The organism is Thermostichus sp. MS-CIW-34 (assembly GCF_054060435.1).
Genome location: NZ_JBSSDE010000019.1, coordinates 39,482 through 57,602 on the forward strand (window position 1 = coordinate 39,482; position 18,121 = coordinate 57,602).

Below are 18,121 nucleotides of genomic sequence, written 5' to 3' on the forward strand. Positions count from 1 at the left end.
AGGCTGTCCAAGGGCTTCCTGCCTAATGGATCTCGAGAACCATGTTGTGCAGGGCTGTGTTGATCACCAGGGTGGATCCCCATCGCTCTACCTTGCCCCCATCCCAGTGCATGTGTCCGCAGATGTAGTAGCGGGGCTGCACCTGTTCCAAAAGGGGGCGCAAGGTGGGTGTGCGACGGTGATACCACTTCCCGCCTTCATCCAAAAAGCCTCGCGGCGGAGCATGGGTCAGCAGCAGGTCAATGGGCCGGGGGGGTTGACTGTAGAGGGTGAGCAGCTCCTGCAAATGGGCAGAGGTCAGAGACCAGCTCCAACCACAGGGGGGAGTCCAGGGTACAGCCAAAACCTGTAACCCCAGCCACTCAAAGCAGCAGGACTGGGTGATGGCCCGCCCCCAACAGCCAACCAGCGAATTCAAAACCGAAGCTGCTGGATCGTGGTTGCCAGGTAAAAAGAGCCAGGGCTTGCCCAGGCTCTCCACCGCCGCCAAGAAAGATCGCAGATGAACCACCTCTGCTTGGGCTGCCGGATGAAAGCCCTGGGTGGCCTTGCGGGAAGGTTTGCCGGCCTTGGAACAGAAATCCCCGCAGTTGATGTAAGCATCCACCTCCGGCAGATGGGCAAGGGCCTGCCGGATCAGCCGAGGGCTGCCGTGGTAGTCGGAGCCGAGCAGCAGCTTAATCCCCATGAGAATCAGCCGCAGAAGAATCCAGGTGGGATCCCTGAAGCAGGGCGGCAACCTGCTGCCAGGAGCTGCTGTACCAAGCTTGCTGGGCTTCCAGTTCTTCGTCGAGGGATCCCGTGGGGCCAAAATCCGGGCAGGCATACCCCAGAGAGCGTAATCCTGCCACCAACACTGCCGGAGACAGCCACCACTGCTGGGCCAAGCGCAGCAGATCCACCTGGCTGTGGGTTTGCAGGTATTGGCGGAGCTGGCGTTGCAAGCTGGCAGCGGAGGGCAGGGGCACCGCTTGCTGATGGACGGCAATCAACAGCTCGCTGCTGGGGGTGCAACAGAGCAGCCACTTGAGGTGATCCAGAGAAGGGGGCCAGCTCCACAACCAGAGTTGATCATAGCGGTGGCCGGCTTGGGGACGGTCATAGTGGAGAGTCAGGTACCGCCGTTCGCGATAGCGGGCCGTAGGCCTTGAAGACAAGTCAAGCCAAGGGCGGCGGAAGCCGTAGAACAGGATGGTTCCCTGCGCCTGAGGCCAGAGGACAGAAAATCGGTCTACAGCTTGCCAACGCAAAAGCTGGGTGGGCTGGGGGGTGGGGCGCCAGATCAACAGAGGTGAGGGCTCTGTCCCCCTCTGGGAGCCAGTCGAGGGCTTGGAGTTGGGCATGGGAGGAGTGGCATCCAGAGAGGCGGGGGAGATGGGAGACTTGCTCCCATCAGGGGTGCGGGGCGCTGTTTTCTCGAGAGGGGGGTTGCCGGCAGTGGCAGCCTCTTGGGCAGGTTGGATCCCGAGAATTTCCAGCTCCAGTTGGGTTTCTCCCTGCCATGTTTTGGCCTTGAGGGTGTAGGCTACATCAACTCGCTCTGGCAGCGGATGGGTTTCCGCTCCCCGCCAACGGATGGCCCAGAGGGGGCGCTGTGGCCTCGGGTTTGTGCTCCCCACTGCTGACCCGTTCGCCAAAGTGTTGCCCAAAGCGTTGCCCAGCGATAACCCATCAGTGTCGTAACTGGAGGTTTTGACAGCTGAGTCGCTCCTGCCCGGACAAGAGGACTCCGTCCGAGTAGCACGTAACCCATGGGAGCGTTGCGTAGGGAGAGCAGGATCCCGGAGCAGCAGCTTCAGGTGGCCGGGAACTGGGCCAAATCGCTGCTGTTGCAGAACCTGCAGGTTGCGGCTGTAGAAGACCGGCTCAGGGTTGCCGATACCACAGGGCTGCAGATGCTGCAGCTCTCGATAAAGGTCAAGGGTGAGATCTGACAGCGACACTTCGGCATCGATTTGCACCAGCGGCTGGATCTGCTCCGGCTGCAACTGCTGTTGGGCAAACTGCCGCAATCGTTCTTCAAAAAAAGGCCAGTCTTCTGCTCTCAGGCTAAATCCCCCGGCAGCCGGGTGGCCGCCGTGCTTGGTGAACAGATCCTTGCAAAACTCCAACGCCTGAAACACGTCAAACTCGGGGATCCCCTGCCGCGCCGAGCCACTGATCTCCCCTTGCCGCGACTGGCTGCCGATGAACACCGGACAGCCAAAACGCTCTGCCAACCGCGAGGCCACAATGCCGATCACCCCTTTATGCCATTTCTGCTGAGGGGATCCCAAAATTGTTAACACCCGCTCCTGTTGCAGATCTCGGCCTTGCTGGGCAATTTGCTCGAGGGCTTCTGCCTCGATGCGCCCGCACATCTGCTGTCGTACCTGGTTGAGCCGTTCGCAGCGGCGGGCCAGTTTCTCTGCCTGCTGGGGATCGTCGGTGGTCAGCAACTGGATCCCCATTCTCGCCCGGCCAATTCGCCCAACGGCATTGATGCGCGGCCCCAGGCCAAACCCAATCCACTCAGGCCGCAACCCCTCCAGGGATCCCTGCATGCCCATCACCTGCAGAAGGGCGCGGATCCCTGCCACCTGGGAGGTGGGCAAGAGGTGCAGCCCCTGCCGCACCCAAAGGCGGTTAACCCCCGTCAGCGGCGCCAGATCGGCAATGGTGCCCACAGTAAACAGTTCCAGGGCCACCCGCTGCAGATGGCCATCACCACGGCGCTCGGCCAGCGCTTGGGCCAGGAGGTAGGCAACTCCCACCCCGGCCATCCCCCGATAGGGAGAAGAAACGGGGAGCTGCTTGGGATTGAGGATGGCATCGGCAGGGGGCAACTGGGGCGGCAAGTCGTGGTGATCCGTCACGATCACTGTCAAGCCTAGAGCTTTGGCCAGTTGGATGGGCTCGTGGGCGGAGATGCCGTTGTCCACCGTGAGAATGAGGCGCACCCCCTCTCGGTGCAGCTCTTGTACCATGCGGCTGTTGAGGCCATAGCCCTCGGTCATGCGGCTGGGGATGCGGTAATGCACGGGTGCTCCGCAACCGGAAGGAGTGCCCCGCAAAGCCCTCAACAGCAGGGCCGTGCTGGTCATGCCGTCGGCATCGTAGTCGCCGCAAATGGCGATGGGCTCTTGTCGGCGAATCGCCTCGTCCAGCAAGTCCACCGCCAGGGGCAAATCGGCAAAATCCTGGCTGGGTGGAGGCAGGTGGGCGGGATCCGGCTGCAGGTACTGCCGCACGGCAGCAGGGCTGGAGAGCCCGCGATTGAGTAAGATCTGAGCCAATATGGGCGAGATCCCCACTGCCTCGGCCAAGCTCTGGGCAGCCAACTTGTCCACAGGATGAAACAGCCAGCGTTGAGCAGGGATCCCGGCCATAGGGAAGGGCGGGGCTTGGATGGGGATAGAGGGTAGGCAGTGCTACAGTTGGCCTATAGGGTATCCTTTTGACGTTAGCTCAAAACGCTCCTCTGAATCTTTCCTGCCGCCGATGTATTCTCTGCTGCTTACCTATGGTCTTAACCCGCTGACAGGCTTAAAGCTGTTGGTCAAGTCCTCTGAGCAGACCTCTCTGTGGACACTGGCCCAGCAGCTTTGGGGCCGCCCCGGATCTCGGCGACGCAGGCCGCGCCTACAAATCTCGTTAGGCCGCTTGGTGCCAGAGCAAACCGAGCACTTGTCCAAGTTGGAAGTGCTGCTGCGTCTGCGGTTTTTCATTGCCCTCGAAGCGGAAACTCCAGAGAGTGCTGCCCACCACTGTCGCGAACGGTTCTTGCTTCCTTCCGGCCAGGGATCTGCCATTCAGCTTGCCCGCTACACAGAGGGCTCGCAGCAGTACAAGACGGAGATCATCCGCTTTGCCCTGGGGGGATCCCGCACCCTTGTGGCGAGGACTCCATCCCGCCGCCGTCGCCTCTGAAACAAACTCCCCGACAAGCCATAGCGATAGAGTCTTGCCAGCCTGTCTATACTGGAGATGCACTAGATCTGTGTTTCTCCCGTGAACCCAACTGGGCTGCATCTTTGCGGTGGCAGTGCGGAGCATTCTATCGGTGGTGGGCGGCATCTGCAAGCCCATCCCTGGCACAGCCTTGCCCAAACTTCGGCTTACGCTAGCTTTGAGTTGTCCTTCCCGCAAGGGGGTGAACTGCGAGCTCTGGCACTGTGGGGGATCCCCGCAGGCCCAGGCAAAGACTCCATCCCGGATGCAGAGGTTTGAGTTGCCGCCAATCCCGCCAGAGGAGATGGATCCCATGTGCAACGCCCGTAAGGACTACGGCTGGCCAAAGTGCTCCGCACTCCTGTTGCCAGCGCAACCGGCCCTCTTTGCCGGATCCCTGGCGGCCTTTGCCCTTGTGCTCCACGCCGTTAATGGGAACGTCCTGCCGGCTGCTTTGGCCCTGACCCGTTACCAAGTGCATGTACTGGCGGATGGGGCGGCGGAGTTGGCTCAGGTGCGCACCCAGGTGCCGGATGCCTATTTTGTGCAAGGGGATGGGCAGGTTTTCATTCTGGCGGGGACGTTCATCAACCGTAGCCATGCTCAACGCCGTCAGGCCGACTTGGAACGGCTGGGGTTATCGGTGCGGGTGGTGAGCCGCCAAGAGACGGATCCCCCTCTGCCCCCTGCTTTTCCTGCCCAAGCAGCACCCAGCCGCCCTGCTGCCAGCTCAAAAGCCTCTGTGCCGCCGACGCCAACCGCTCCGCCCTTGGATCCCCAGCGTCCCTTTGCCACCCACGTGCCCAACCCCACCGGTGATCCCCGTTTGGAAGAACGGGTGCGCCGCTTCTTTCCAGGAGCCACTGTGGTGCAGTACCGCGGCCAGGTTGCTTTGCAAACGGGAACCTTCTCCCGCCTGTCGTTGGCCCAGGATCAAGCCCGCTGGCTAACCGCTCAGGGGTTACCGGCAGTGGCGGTGTCGCTGGTAGGAGAAAATGCGGGCCAGGATCCCATCTCCAACCCAGCACAAGGAGAGCGCTATTGGGTGTTGGTGGCCGATCCCACCGGGGAGAAATGGCCTGCGCTAAAACAACTCCTAGAGGGATCCCTGCCCTTGATCTACGATGACCTGCGGGTGGTGCGCACGGGTGGGTTTGCCGACCCTGCTGCTGCCGCCGAGCAGGTGCGTTACTTGGCCGGCCAAGGCTATGAAGCGGGGATCTTCCCCGCCGATCTGCGCCGCTCTCAGCCTCTTTTGCAAGCGGATCCCGTCTCCTCCTCGCCTGCCCAGGCTGTTCCTCCTGGGGAAGAAGGTGGCAGCGGATTTTGGGTGGTGGTGCCGGCTGGGGAAGAGGCCCTACCCAAGCTGCAACAGTTTGCCCCTGATGCCTTCCTGCGGGGCTCAGTGATTCAGGTGGGCACCTACCGGCAACGGGCCAACGCCGAACAGGCGCGGCGCTCTCTGGCCGAAGCAGGGTTCGATGCCCGCATCCTGCCCGTGGAGTAGCCAAGAGCCACTTCCGCCATAAACGCTCTCCTCCTTCCCTGCCGTTGGGGATCCCCATTCGGCCCAAATGGCGACTTGGGTGAGTTTCTGCTTTTGACATACTCCCCACCCTACTGGCTTGTCAAAGCCTACAGCCCGCTTGGGCGAATAGAGCGGTTGACTACCCTGCCACTGCCCTGAGCCTACCGTAAAGCCCTCCTCAAGGACGGAGCGTTTGGGCAACTGGGCGAGGCTGGTAAGAAGGAGAGGCCAGCCGTTGCACCACCTGTTTGCAATACACCACCTGTTTCAATAGCAGTGCGGAGCATTTTTCCTAGAGGGCTTGCTTAGCCTGCTGCAGCGTCTGCTCAAACACCTCCAGCGGCTGCGCACCGGAGAAGGCAATGCCGTTCAAGATGAAATGGGGAGTGCCACCGATGCCCAGTTGAGAGGCCAGGTCGATATCTCGCTGAATGGCGCGCTCTGCCGCCCGACTGCGCCGATCCCGATTGAATTTTTCTACATTCAAGCCCAGCTTCTCAGCAGTGGCCACATAAAACCCATCCCCAAGCTGGGATTGGTTGGCAAACAGCTCGTCGTGAAACTCCCAGAACTTACCTTGACGTTGGGCGGCCCAAGCAGCCCGGGCAGCCGACATCGCTTCTGGGTGGATGCTGGTCAGGGGCAGGTGCTTGTACACCAAGGTCACCTCATCCCCGTGGTCGGCCATGAACTGCTTGAGGGTGCTGTGGGCGCGGGCGCAGAAGGGGCATTGAAAATCGGAGAACTCCACCAACACTAACCGCAGAGCGTCGGATCCCAGTCGAGGGGAATCTCCGATGACGGCGCGTGGGTTCTCCCGCAGTTGACGGCCAAATTCTTCTGCCAGCCGCTGCTGTTGTTGCTGCTGCTCTTGGTACTGTCGCTGCTGGTATTCCTGTACGGCCTCCAGAATCACCTGGGGGTTCTTTCGAATGATCTGCAGCACCTGCTCTTCCAAATCTGCCGGGGCAGCCGCCGCCGCTGGTAGGAAAACCGGAGCTCCACTTCCCACTCCCAGCAGAACCGTCAGCCCGAACAAAAGTCCAGCCCGGGCCAAGCTCCGCCCCCAAGCGCGAAAAATCCTCACCAGCCTATGCATCCCAACCCCCCTCTCAAACATGCCTAGAGCCGTCGCAACTCACCCAGCCTACCGTCAGATCCCAACAGTGTCTATCACTCGTTCGGGGGGGTTAGGAATTGGTGACCTGCAGAAGCTGCTCCTTGATCCGCTGCAACTGGCTGGCCCAGCGGGGATCCGGCTCAGAGGCTGCCTCACTTTCGGCGACGACGGTGGAGCGCCCACCCTTATTGCCCCGCTGGCGTTGCTTTTTGCTGGGGGCAGGGTTTTCTGCCGACTCTTTAGAGCCCTTGGCCTCAGAATCTCTGGACGCTCTGGAATCTTTGGAACCTCTGGACTCTTTGGATGAAGGCTCAGAGGTCGCTGTTTTGGATTCGCCTTCTTCCCCTCGGTCGCGCGGCTGGGCGAGCTCAATGCGCAAGTTGACATCCCCAAAGCTGTGGCCGTTGAACTTTTCAATGTACTGCTGCGCCTGCTCTTCGGTGTTCACCGTTACAAAGCCGAAGCCGCGGCATTTGCCTGTCTTCCGATCCCGGATCACCTTGGTGGAAATGACCTCACCGGCAGAGCGAAAGAGCTTCTCCAGTGCCTGACGATCCACCTCTTCCGGCAGATTTCCAACATACAGACGCACAGGCATGATCCAGCGAAGCTCCTAATCGAAATAACAAAAGGCCAAAATGCAAAGCGCTACATCTAGGGCGCTCAAGCCCATAACATCAAACCCGGAACCCGGTAGTCCATTGTCACACCATAGCGCGCCGCAAAGCGCAACCCTTGGCAATCACGAAGCTATTTTTTAATTTACCTCAACCTGGAGCCGCGAAGACGAGGAGAACGGTTTTTGTGAACGACTGCTTTGTACAGCCGGTTTGTACAGCCGGCTTTTGCAGCTAAGCTAAGCCGGTGTTGTTCAGGCGATCCCGATGTTGAAAAGGTCGCGCCTGGGGGCCTGTGTAGTCGGCTACAAGATGTCCTTGCCCTCGCAGTTGGTAGCGGTAGGTCACCAAGCCTTCTAAGCCCACCGGCCCGCGCGGCGGCAGTTTTTGGGTGCTGATGCCCACTTCTGCCCCAAAGCCGTAGCGAAACCCGTCGGCAAAGCGGGTGGAAGCGTTGTGAAAGACCCCCGCTGCATCTACTTCATCCAGAAATCGCCGGGCAGCAGCGGCATCCTCGGTTACAATCGCTTCGGTATGGCGGGATCCGTACTGCTGGATGTGGGCAATGGCCTCGTCAAGGGAGCCCACCACTTTAATAGAGAGGATCAAATCGGCATACTCGGTGCTCCAGTCGTCCTCGGTGGCCGGGATCAGATCGGGCACCAGCTCGCGGCAGAGGGGATCCCCCCGCAATTCCACCCCCCTCTCCCGCAGGGCCTTGACCGCCAGAGGCAAAAAGTGGGGGGCTATGGCCTCGTGAACCAGCAGAGTCTCGATGGCATTGCAGGCAGCGGGGTACTGGGTTTTGCTGTCCACCGTCAGCTTGATTGCCATGTCCACGTTCGCTGCCCGATCCACGTACAGGTGACACAGGCCATCGGCATGGCCCAATACCGGGATGCGGGTATTCTCCAGGATGTAGCGGACAAAGCTGCTGGAGCCGCGGGGGATGATCAGGTCTACCAGCCCCTCCAGTTGCAGTAGGGCCTTGACCTCGGCGCGGCTGGTGAGCAACTGCAGGGATCCCTGGGGGAACTCCGGGATCTGTTGCAGGCCCGCCTGAATGGCCGCCATCAACGCCTGACAGGAGAGCAAAGCTTCGGATCCCCCCTTGAGCAAGACGCTATTGCCGGTTTTCACCGCCAGGGCGGCAATTTGCACCAAAGCATCGGGCCGCGACTCGAAGATTACCCCCAGCACCCCCAAAGGGTAGGTGCGCCGTTCCAAGATCAGCCCCTCGTCCAGTTCCCGGATCAGCAAAGCTCGGCCCACCGGATCCCCCAGCCGGATCACCTGCCGCACTCCGGCCACCATATCTGCCAGTTTGTGGGCGTCCAGCTTCAGGCGAGCATAGGCAGATGCCGACAACTCCCCGGCTTTCACCATCTCTGCTGCCCGCTCCAAATCCGCCCGGTTGGCGGCCAAGATAGACTCTTGGTGCTCCACCAAGGCAGTGGCCATGGCCTCCAGAGCGGCATTCTTAATAGCCGTGGGCAAGGTGGCCGTGTGTTGGGCAGCAGCGCGGGCCAACTGCACTTGGGACAGCAGCGGGCGCTCTGAGGCAGATGCAAGCGAGCTGGGGCAATCGGTGGCGAGGGACATAGGGTCAGAAAGGGGGCAAAGTGCCCATCTGGAAGAAAAGGGTTGCGATGATAGGTTGTAACAAAGTTGTGTTGAACTGTGATCCTAGAAGCACCCCCGGAAGGGATCCCTATGCTAGGTTGGGCACAGTCGCTTGGGGGTATCTGTAGCCTACCAAAATCCGGATCCCACTTGCTGCCGCAGGGGAGCCCTTCATCGCTCTCGATGCTTCTAAGCTGAAGTTCGCATAGGGGAAGACCCTTGCTCGAAACCCGGTTCCCTGACAATTAGAGATCCACCTCTGGAGATCCACCTCGTCAACCTTGACTTTTAGCGCCTTCCAGGAGAGCCAATGAGAAAGCGTGGGTTTGTGGTTAGTGCAACGGCTGCAGTGATGACAGCGGTATCGCTGGTCGGCGTGCAGCTATCTATGCCGGGTTGGGCGGGGTTTCGCCGGGATCCCAAGGAAGTGGTGGACGAGGTTTGGCAAATTGTTAACCGGGAATACGTGGATCCGTCTTTTAATTCCCTGGATTGGGAAGCGGTGCGGCGAGATCTGCTCAGCCGAGAGTATGCCACCCGAGAAGATGCCTACGCGGCCATCCGGGAAGCCCTGAAGAAACTGAACGATCCCTACACCCGATTTCTGGATCCGGATCAGTTTGCCAGCATGCAAATCGATACATCCGGTGAGCTGACCGGGGTGGGGATCACGCTGGGCATGGATCAGGAGACAAACGAGCTGGTGGTGATCTCCCCCATTGAAGGGTCTCCTGCCGACCGGGCCGGGATCAAATCCAAAGACGTGATCGTGCGCATCGACGACAAGTCCACCGAAGGCATGGACACCAACGCTGCAGTCAACCTCATTCGGGGCGAGCCGGGTACGCGGGTGCGGCTGACCATTCGCCGCGAGGGGGAAGGGCTAAAGGTGTTCGATTTGGTGCGGGAAAGAATTGAGCTGGCCACCGTGCGCTACGAGGTTCACGAGGAAAACGGCCTGCCCATTGGCTATATCCGGATTACCCAGTTTTCCGGCAACGCCGCCGAGAAGATGCGCCAAGCCATTCGCGAGCTGGAAAAACAAGGGGTAGCCGCCTATGTTCTGGATCTGCGCGCCAACCCAGGGGGCCTGCTCTACTCCAGCGCCGAGATTGCCCGCATGTGGATTAACCGGGGCAGCATTGTCTCGACGGTGAACCGCCAAGGGGAGCAGGATCGCCTGACGGCCAACAACACGGCCCTTACCGATAAACCTTTGGCCGTTTTGGTGGATGGTGGCTCGGCCAGCGCCAGCGAGATTCTGTCGGGGGCTCTGCAGGATAACCGTCGCGCCGTGATTGTCGGCACGCAAACTTTCGGCAAGGGCCTGGTGCAGTCGGTGCATCCCCTGTCCGATGGATCTGGGCTGGCGGTAACCATTGCCCGCTATCGCACTCCCAACGGTAACGACATCGACCACAAGGGCATTACCCCCGACATTTTGGTGGAATTGTCCGAGGAAGATCTGAAGCGGCTCAGCCAGAACCGAGAGCTGGTGGCCACCCCAGCCGACCCACAGTACGCTGCTGCCATCCAGGCTCTGCAGGCTCAGATCTCTGCCCGTCGGCAACAGGCCCAGGAGGTCATTCGTTCCTCTTCACGTTAGCCGGTGTTGGGGGCGGTTTTGATGGGTCTCAGATCTGGCACTCCTGAGACTGGGGTTAAGCCGAGGCCCAAGCTATTTAAGACTATTAAGACTCTTCTCATTCGAGTTATTCGAGGAGTGTTGACCAGCGCTGGGCTGGGGATGCTTTTATTGTTTCTGTAGGTGGCGCGTAGCACAATGGCGGGGTCGAAGATCGCGGGATCCATAAACTTGGCCGGACGGGATCTGCTCAAGCTCAGCGACCTAACCCCGGCGGAGCTGTCGGCCCTGCTAGCCCAGGCGGCTGAGTTAAAGCGGGATCCCTATCGGGTGGAGCTGCGGGGTCGGGTGTTGGGGCTGTTGTTTCAGAAGGCTTCTACCCGCACCCGCGCCAGTTTTACGGCAGCCATGGCCCAGTGCGGGGGCAGCACCCTGGATCTGGTGCCGACAGTGATGCAGGTGAGCCGCGGCGAACCCCTGCAGGATACGGCCCGCGTCCTCTCCCGCTACCTGGATGTGATCGCCATTCGCACCTACGACCAGAAGGAGCTGGAAACCTTTGCCGAGTATGCCGATGTTCCGGTGATCAACGCCCTCACCGATCAGTTTCACCCCTGTCAGGTGTTGGCCGATCTGCTCACCATTCAGGAGAACTTTGGCCAACTGGCGGGACTGACCCTGGCCTATTGCGGCGATGGCAACAACGTTGCCCACTCCCTGCTGCTGGGCTGTGCCATGAGCGGGATCCACATCCGCGTCGCCACCCCCCCCGGTTACGAACCGAATGCGGCAGTGGTGGAGCAAGCCTGCGCCCTGGCCCAGGGATCCCAGGTGTTGGTGCTGCAGGATCCCCAGGAAGCCGTCTCTGGAGCTCAGGTGGTCTATACCGACGTGTGGGCCAGCATGGGTCAAGAAGCTGAGGCCGAGGCCCGCAAGGCCACCTTTCTGCCCTACCAGGTCAATGCCGAGCTGATGCAACAGGCAGATCCGCAAGCCATTGTGCTGCACTGCCTGCCGGCCCACCGGGAAGAGGAAATCACCACTGAAGTACTGGAGGGATCCCAGTCCCGCGTGTGGGATCAGGCGGAAAATCGCCTACATGTGCAAAAGGCACTCCTGATTCAGGTGCTGGGCGCAGGATGACCCCTCACCCCCAGGCTAGAGAGCGGGTTAGCAAATGAGCTTACCGGAAAACTGGGTCTATGGTCATTTCGATTTAAACCAGGACACTGCACCCACACCCCAAACGTTGGTCGCGTCGGCGTTGCAGAGCAATAGCGTTGCGGAGCGATAATGCAGAGGGCCAGAAGGTTTTTCAAGGACTCCGTCCCGCTGGCGCGACCAGTAGCCTAGGCGTCTCACCCTAACCTGAAATGACTATATTTGACAAAACTGGCCCAAATCCTAAGCTGGCTACCGATTACTGCTGGGGCGGCGGGCGGCAATTGCCAGGCTGACATTGGGCACCCGCTGCAGAGTATCCATCACCTCCACCACCTTGCCGTGGGAGAGGGCCAAATCAGCGTTGATCACCACCAAGCGCCGCCCTTCAGCCGGCTTCTCGGCCAGGATGCGTTCCACTGCCGGGATCAGGGCAGAAATATCGGCAATTTTCTCCTGATTGACGGCAATCTGTCCTTCCGCCGTCAGGCTCACCGTTACATCCGGCTGCAGACGAACTTCAGCTGTAGTGGCATCCGGCAGGTTGACATCCAGAGCCTCGGAGCGGGTGAGCACCAGGCTGGCAATCACGAAAAACACCAGGATCGAGAAGATGACATCGATCAGGGGCACGATGTTGATCTCGCCAGCTCGGAAGTTCTCTTCGGGGATGCGCATAGGTTAGGAGGGCTCAAGCGAGGAGTAGGGGGGAAGGGTGGAGCTGCCACTGGGGCTAGATTGGGTGTAGGAATACTGGGAAAGCTGTTGAGCCTGCATCTCTTGCCGCTGCCGATGCAGCAGCTCCAGCATGCCGCCGTACTCTTGGATTTTAGAGAGTTGCCGCAGGTACAAAGAGCGGAAGACGTTGGAAATCAACAGGGTGGGAATAGCCACAATCAGTCCAAAGGCCGTCGAGTACAAGGCTTCGGCGATCCCCCGACCTACCCCCTGGGTATCGGTGCCGCCGATATCCCCCAGTTGAATGGAGCTGAGGATCTGGATGATGCCGGTGACGGTGCCCAACAAGCCCAAGAAGGGGGCAACGGTGATTACGGTGTCGAAGACAGTGTTGAAGCGCTTCAGCAGAGGCACCTCTGCCGCCAAGGCGGTTTCCAGGGCCAACTTAAAATCTTCCGGGCTGGCCTCGTTCAGCTCCAACCCGGCCAAAAAGATGCGGGCAATCGGCAGATCGGCATTTTGCTCCAGCAAATACTGGGCAGCGCGCGGGTTGCGGCGGTACTGGCTCAGGGCTTGCTGCACCACCTCCTCCTGCCGATGGGTGATCTTCCACCAAAACAGCACCCGCTCAATGCAACAGGCCACCGAGAAGACCGAGAACGTCAACAGGGGGATGGAGTAATACCAACCCTGGATCATGAGCTGCAAGACTCTATCCATCGATCCTGATTCCCCCCTCCAAGCGGCAATTTACGCTCATCTTGTCATAGCACTTTCTCGGCAGGGCTGGGATCCCTTCTTGCGCGGCGAAGATTGCACCTTTTGGCAATTTTGCCCCCATGCCGGATCTCATCTCGTCAATTGTCAATCCAGAGGGCATACTGGTTGCAACAATTTTGGATCCCGAGGGCGTGAATTATGAAATTCAGACGCTGGTTGGGTCTTTGCTGCGCCGGCTTGATGGCCTTGCTGTTGACGGCTTGCGGCAAGGGATCCGCCCCCTACGACAGCATCGTGGTCAATTTTGTAAACACGGCCACCCCCAGTCAGATTGCTGCTATCGCTAAAGAGTATCACTTGACGCTCCGCCCCAGCAGCGACAGCGCTTTTGCCCGCCAGGAAGCGATCTATCTGTTTGACGTGGATGCCGACCACCTGGGATCCACGCGGCGGCTGGTTAAGCGGCTCACCAACGAAGCATTGATCGAGTATGCTCACCCCAACTATCAATTCCAGGCGGCTTTCGTGCCCAACGACCGCCTCTATCCCCAGCAATGGAACCTCAGGGCCATCCGCATGCCGGAAGCCTGGGACATCTCCCAAGGGGAAGGGGTGACGGTAGCCGTGGTGGACACGGGAGTAACACGAGTGCCGGATCTAGCCCAAACCCAATTTGTGAAGGGCTACGACTTTGTGGATGACGATGAGGATCCGGAAGACCTCAACGGCCACGGCACCCATGTGGCGGGAACCATCGCCCAATCCACCAACAATGTCTTGGGTGTAGCCGGCATTGCCTTCAAGGCCAAGATCATGCCGGTACGGGTGTTGGATGCCAATGGCTTTGGATCCCTGTCGGATGTGGTGGAAGGGATCCGCTATGCTGCCGACCACGGGGCTACGATCATCAACCTCAGCCTGGGTAGCCGCGCTTCTGCCCAACTGATGGAGGAGGCGGTGGCCTATGCCCACAGTAAGGGGGTGACGGTGATCGCAGCCGCTGGCAACGAAAACTCCAACCAGGTGAGCTACCCGGCCCGCTACCCGCATGTGATCGCTGTCTCGGCCACGGGGCCCAACGGGGAGAAAGCCCCCTACTCCAACTATGGGGTGGGGGTGGACATCTCTGCTCCCGGCGGAGCCAAAACGCCTGATCACCCCGAGTACGGCATTCTGCAGCAAACCATCAATCGTCGTAACCCCAACGAGCCGGTCTTTGCCTACTTCCAAGGCACCAGCATGGCCACTCCCCACGTAGCCGGTGTGGCAGCTCTGATCCAGGCTCAGGGCATCAAAGACCCGGACAAGGTGGAGGAAGTGCTGAAAATGTCGGCTACCCCAGTGCCCGGCGACAAACAGAACTTCTACGGGGCTGGTCGTTTGGATGCGGCCAAGGCGCTGGCCAGGGCCACAGGACAACAGGAGGAAAACCCCTTGGTGCTCTGGTTGAAGGACTTCCTGCAGTACCTGAACAACAATGGCTACCTCAACCCACGCTTCTGGTTCGATGGTGGCCCGATTGCTCTGGTGCCGAAGCTGCTGATGGTGGTGGGCGGCTACATTATCCTGGTGCTGATCCGCTGGTGGCTGGCTCCCAAGCGGCTGCTGCAGACGGTGCCTTTGCTGGCTGGGATGCTTTTGGGCAGTGCCGGTCTTTTCCCCTTGCAGGGGTTGGCGATTGTCGGTGGCCCCCGTTGGCCCTTCCAATTGGCGGGTAGCTCCCTGCCGGAGTTGGGCACCGCCTTTGCCCAGACCAATGCCTTGAACCCCCTATTTGCCAGCGTGTTGATCCCAGGCCTGTTGATGTTGCTGCTCCTGGGCCATCGGCGCTGGCGCTGGGCGGTGATTGGCTTGTGCATTGGCATGGCCTCGCATCTGCTCTTGTCCGGATCCCTGTTTTATGAGGGGGTGCTATGGCTTGGATCCTCTGCTTGGTTGGGTCGCTCCTTCTTGCTCTTCAATGGCTTGCTCTGCCTGGGCCTGGCCTACTTGGGAGCGCAAGCGGCTACGGAATCTCAATCCACGGCAACCGGGCTGGCGCTGAGGCAGTGATGCAAGAGTACAGCGGTACCATCCAGTTCCTGGATATCGAAGGGGGAGTGTGGGTGCTGACGCTGCCTTCCGGCGAGCACTATGCCCTTTTCCGTGCCCCCAAAGAGCTCTTGCAAGAGGGACTAGAGGTCACCATCCAGGGACAGATCAGAGAAGACATGGTGACGGTGGCTCAGGTAGGGCCGGTTTTAGAAGTCAAGAGCTTCCAGCGGCAGCCCTAGCTTGGCTTGCGGCTCCGGCCATACCAATCGGGGATCCCCAAGCGGGGATCCCTGCTTTTCGATGTCAGAATGCTTTTACAGTCGCTTCAAACAAGATTGAGACACCTCGCTGCCGACCCTCACCCCTAGCTTCTCTTTAGTTAGGAGAGAAGGAAAGTTAGGAAGCAATGCAACGAAAATATTTCATTTCCGTTTAAAAAGAATCTCGTTTCCACGGCTGAGCATTCACGAAGCTCAAAAAACGTAGGTAGGCAGCTGTATCCCGTGACCGCTTAATACTTACATAGTCATAAGTCTGTAGCCTGAACAACTGGGAAACCATCATCGCTGTTTTAGAGGGGAAACCTACTGGCGAAAGCGGGACGGGATCCTTTGCGGCAAGGGCTGTTGTGGAACCAGTAACAAGAATCCTCACCCTACCGCTACGGGGAAGCAAGCCAGTAGAGCAGGGAACATGTCAAAGCAGGTTGCTCAGGCGGCTGTGAAAGACCGAGTAGATCTCTGCGTAAGACTTCACCCACTCTGGATCCGGTTGAACATAGCGTTCTACCTGTACCAATCGATCGGCAGCCTGTTGGACAGAGCAGCACCAATAGGCAGAAGCGGCCAAGATGGCTGCCCCCACAGCCGGCTCCGGGTGTTTCACCACAGCCAAGGGACGAGCAAGGATGCTGGCGCGTAGGCGCAACCAGAGAGGGCTTTTGCTGCCTCCACCGGTGGTGAAAATCGGGCTCTGCTCTGGCACTGGGATCCCTTGAGCGGCCAACGTTTCCAGCCCCAGCCGCTCCACCATCGCTACCCCCTCCAACAAAGCAGCGTAAAAACGGGGGGATCCCTCTTCTGCCTCCGGCAAGAACCCGGCAAACTGGGGATCGACAATGGGAAAACGCTCTCCCGGCTGACAAAGGGGATAGCTGACCAGCCCGGTGGGCAGATAAGCCTGAGCTTGCTGATCCAGCATTTGCAGGTTGCCGTCGGGGAAGTAATGAGGCAAAACTCCGCCTCCACAAAAAGAGGCGGCCCCCGGCCACCAAACCATTCGTTCGTGACAGCGGTGCGGAGCACTGTCCGGGTGCAAATGGGAATAGATGCTTGGGGTTTGTATGGGATCCGGACTGTTGGCCTTAAAAATAAGGGTTGTGCCCAAGCTGGTGGAAACCTGCCCCAAGCGAATAGCCCCTGCCGCCAGTTGCCCGGCACAGCCATCGGTGATCCCTGCCGCGATCAGCACTTCCGGCCCCAACCCCCAGTCTGCTCGCACCGTTCCTAAAACCGTTCCCGGCGGTACCACCTCGGGGAAATGCTTGGGGTTTAGGCCCTGCCGCGCCAACCACTCCTGAGGCCAGGTGTAGGCCTCCAGGTCGAAACCGCTCTTGAGGGCATGGGTGTGATCGGTCACCTGCCTGCGCCCCCCCAGTTGGCTCAGCAAAAAGTCCGCCGGATGGGCCAAGTAGCTGTCTCGATACTGATCAGGATAGGCTTCCGCCCACCACAGCCAACGGCTGAGACCCCAACTGGCAGGGATCCCCAATTGCTTGGCCTGAGCCTGGCCCCGCGGGTCGGAATACAGCCACGCCTGTTCCAACGGCATGCCTCGACCATCCACCGGCAGAATGGTGCCGGAAGTGCTGCAAGCACTCAGAGCTGCAATGGAATACTGCTCCCCCAGTTGCGCGGTCAGTTGTCCCAAAAGGGCTTTCAGGGTTCGCAACCAGCGGCCCGGATTGGTCTCTGGGGGATCCCACTGGCGCTCGCTTTTGGCCACCACCTCCCCCTGCTCTGAGAGGGCCACCACCCGCATCCCAGAAGTGCCCAGATCGATCCCAAGAAACACAGGGGGCATAGGGGTACTCATCTCATCATCAGCTCATCATTAGGAAGGAAAATGCCTTGTCATGATGGAGTGCCCAAGGCCCAAGAATGCTCTCTGTATAGATGGGGTGGCCAAGTGGCTCAAACTGGCCTAAAGGATGGGAAAGGACTCCGGCCCGCTGTCGCGATCACAATTTCAAAACTCCTGGCTGCTCCGAGCCAACGCTTCTTGGATATCCAGATCCAGCCCTTTCACCGATTCCAGCACCGAGCGGGTGATCAGTTTACCCTCCTGCACCAAAATGGCGCCGGTTACAGGGTGCAAAAGCGGCTGTTCGGCCCGCCGACCGATCAACGCCTCGATATCCTGAAAAGCATTGATGTACATCCCGGCAGGCAATTCCACCACCACCCCTTCCCCCAGCACGCGCGCTTGGCAGGCCAGGCGGGAGTTGGGCTTGCAGGTGGTGATCGCCTCCAGGGTGCGCTGCTCCCGCTTGCTCACCGGAGACAAAGACTCCATCCCTTCCTTAACGTACACATGGCAGGTGGCACAGAGGCCGCGCCCGCCGCACTCTTTCAACACATTCAGCTCTTCCTGCAACAGTACCGAGAGCAAATTGCTGTTGGTGGCGATTTCAGACACTTGGGCAATGGGATCCAACCGCACACGCTTGACCATAGTCCGCACTTTTTGGGCTACTGGATGCTAAAAAAGCTAGCATCTTTCACCAATGCAGATTGCCGGAACAGGGCAGTTCTACCTAAGCATGCAGGAAAATCCCCCATGCGCCATTCAGGTCTCGGTGCATACGAATGCCCTCTGAGCCTTCTCGGCACTCCAACTATAGGTCTTGCTGGTGTAGGCTTCAGAAACTTGACCAAAAGGCGCGGCAAGCCCCGTCCTTCAGGGCAGGGAAGGATAGCGCCGACCGTAGCCGACGCCCACCGTAGCCGACGCCCTTTAAAAACGCAGTGCCGGCCATGTGAATATCGTTGTCATCACGCATAGGCCAAGAATACGATTGAGCGGTGCAACGACTTCAAGCCTTCAAGTACGAATTGCTGCCCAAC

The 18,121-nt window shown here is 59.6% G+C and carries 15 protein-coding genes; 6 read left to right on the forward strand and 9 right to left on the reverse strand.

Annotated features, from left to right (window positions below):
* Positions 1-22: 22 nt before the first annotated feature.
* Together ACVWYY_RS08265 and recJ are read right to left on the reverse strand one after the other, a co-directional pair.
* Positions 23-688, reverse strand: a complete 666-nt coding sequence (locus tag ACVWYY_RS08265) for a metallophosphoesterase family protein (protein ID WP_457403843.1) — start codon at positions 686-688, stop codon at positions 23-25.
* Complete coding sequence (gene recJ / locus ACVWYY_RS08270) at positions 678-3,368, reverse strand: single-stranded-DNA-specific exonuclease RecJ (protein ID WP_457440204.1); 2,691 nt, start codon at positions 3,366-3,368, stop codon at positions 678-680. Before recJ ends, ACVWYY_RS08265 begins: the two co-directional genes overlap by 11 nt.
* Positions 3,369-3,480: 112 nt before the next feature.
* On the opposite strand from recJ, the gene ACVWYY_RS08275 reads away from it, so the two are divergent.
* A complete protein-coding gene (locus ACVWYY_RS08275; protein WP_414331038.1) occupies positions 3,481-3,909 on the forward strand; it encodes a hypothetical protein in 429 nt (142 codons plus the stop codon).
* A gap of 109 nt (positions 3,910-4,018) precedes the next feature.
* The gene (locus ACVWYY_RS08280; protein WP_414418345.1) at positions 4,019-5,437 is read left to right on the forward strand and encodes an SPOR domain-containing protein; all 1,419 of its coding nucleotides are present in this window, start codon (positions 4,019-4,021) and stop codon (positions 5,435-5,437) included.
* A gap of 313 nt (positions 5,438-5,750) precedes the next feature.
* Here the strand turns inward: ACVWYY_RS08280 and ACVWYY_RS08285 are convergent, their stop codons facing one another.
* From ACVWYY_RS08285 to ACVWYY_RS08295, 3 genes are all read right to left on the reverse strand, one after another.
* Entirely contained in the window at positions 5,751-6,557 is an 807-nt protein-coding gene (locus tag ACVWYY_RS08285; RefSeq protein ID WP_457440207.1) for a DsbA family protein, read from the reverse strand.
* Positions 6,558-6,648: 91 nt separating this feature from the next.
* Positions 6,649-7,176, reverse strand: coding sequence for an RNA recognition motif domain-containing protein (locus ACVWYY_RS08290; protein ID WP_011432462.1), 528 nt, complete (start codon positions 7,174-7,176; stop codon positions 6,649-6,651).
* A gap of 253 nt (positions 7,177-7,429) precedes the next feature.
* Positions 7,430-8,797, reverse strand: a complete 1,368-nt coding sequence (locus ACVWYY_RS08295; protein ID WP_457440209.1) for a glutamate-5-semialdehyde dehydrogenase — start codon at positions 8,795-8,797, stop codon at positions 7,430-7,432.
* A 331-nt stretch (positions 8,798-9,128) separates the two neighbouring features.
* On the opposite strand from ACVWYY_RS08295, the gene ctpC reads away from it, so the two are divergent.
* Positions 9,129-10,424: a carboxyl-terminal processing protease CtpC gene (gene ctpC, locus ACVWYY_RS08300; protein ID WP_011432460.1), complete on the forward strand. Its 1,296-nt coding sequence runs from the start codon at positions 9,129-9,131 to the stop codon at positions 10,422-10,424.
* Positions 10,425-10,601: 177 nt separating this feature from the next.
* Positions 10,602-11,546 (forward strand): ornithine carbamoyltransferase, encoded by a 945-nt coding sequence (gene argF / locus ACVWYY_RS08305; protein WP_457403850.1) that lies wholly within the window; start codon positions 10,602-10,604, stop codon positions 11,544-11,546.
* Positions 11,547-11,816: 270 nt separating this feature from the next.
* On the opposite strand, the gene ACVWYY_RS08310 is transcribed toward argF, so the two are convergent.
* Together ACVWYY_RS08310 and ACVWYY_RS08315 are read right to left on the reverse strand one after the other, a co-directional pair.
* Positions 11,817-12,242 carry an ExbD/TolR family protein gene (locus tag ACVWYY_RS08310; RefSeq protein WP_011432458.1) on the reverse strand — a complete coding sequence of 142 codons (426 nt, stop codon included), beginning with the start codon at positions 12,240-12,242 and terminating at the stop codon, positions 11,817-11,819.
* Between the two features lie 3 nt (positions 12,243-12,245).
* Positions 12,246-12,962 (reverse strand): MotA/TolQ/ExbB proton channel family protein, encoded by a 717-nt coding sequence (locus ACVWYY_RS08315; RefSeq protein ID WP_049749560.1) that lies wholly within the window; start codon positions 12,960-12,962, stop codon positions 12,246-12,248.
* A gap of 198 nt (positions 12,963-13,160) precedes the next feature.
* On the opposite strand from ACVWYY_RS08315, the gene ACVWYY_RS08320 reads away from it, so the two are divergent.
* Together ACVWYY_RS08320 and ACVWYY_RS08325 are read left to right on the forward strand one after the other, a co-directional pair.
* The gene (locus ACVWYY_RS08320; RefSeq protein WP_457403851.1) at positions 13,161-15,014 is read left to right on the forward strand and encodes a S8 family serine peptidase; all 1,854 of its coding nucleotides are present in this window, start codon (positions 13,161-13,163) and stop codon (positions 15,012-15,014) included.
* Positions 15,014-15,235, forward strand: coding sequence for a hypothetical protein (locus ACVWYY_RS08325; protein WP_414342539.1), 222 nt, complete (start codon positions 15,014-15,016; stop codon positions 15,233-15,235). Before ACVWYY_RS08320 ends, ACVWYY_RS08325 begins: the two co-directional genes overlap by 1 nt.
* Before the next feature lie 457 nt (positions 15,236-15,692).
* On the opposite strand, the gene ACVWYY_RS08330 is transcribed toward ACVWYY_RS08325, so the two are convergent.
* Both ACVWYY_RS08330 and ACVWYY_RS08335 read right to left on the reverse strand, forming a co-directional pair.
* Positions 15,693-17,078 (reverse strand): FGGY-family carbohydrate kinase, encoded by a 1,386-nt coding sequence (locus ACVWYY_RS08330; protein ID WP_457403853.1) that lies wholly within the window; start codon positions 17,076-17,078, stop codon positions 15,693-15,695.
* 165 nt (positions 17,079-17,243) lie between these two features.
* A complete protein-coding gene (locus ACVWYY_RS08335) occupies positions 17,244-17,729 on the reverse strand; it encodes a 2Fe-2S iron-sulfur cluster-binding protein (RefSeq protein ID WP_414358164.1) in 486 nt (161 codons plus the stop codon).
* Between the last annotated feature and the right edge of the window lie 392 nt (positions 17,730-18,121).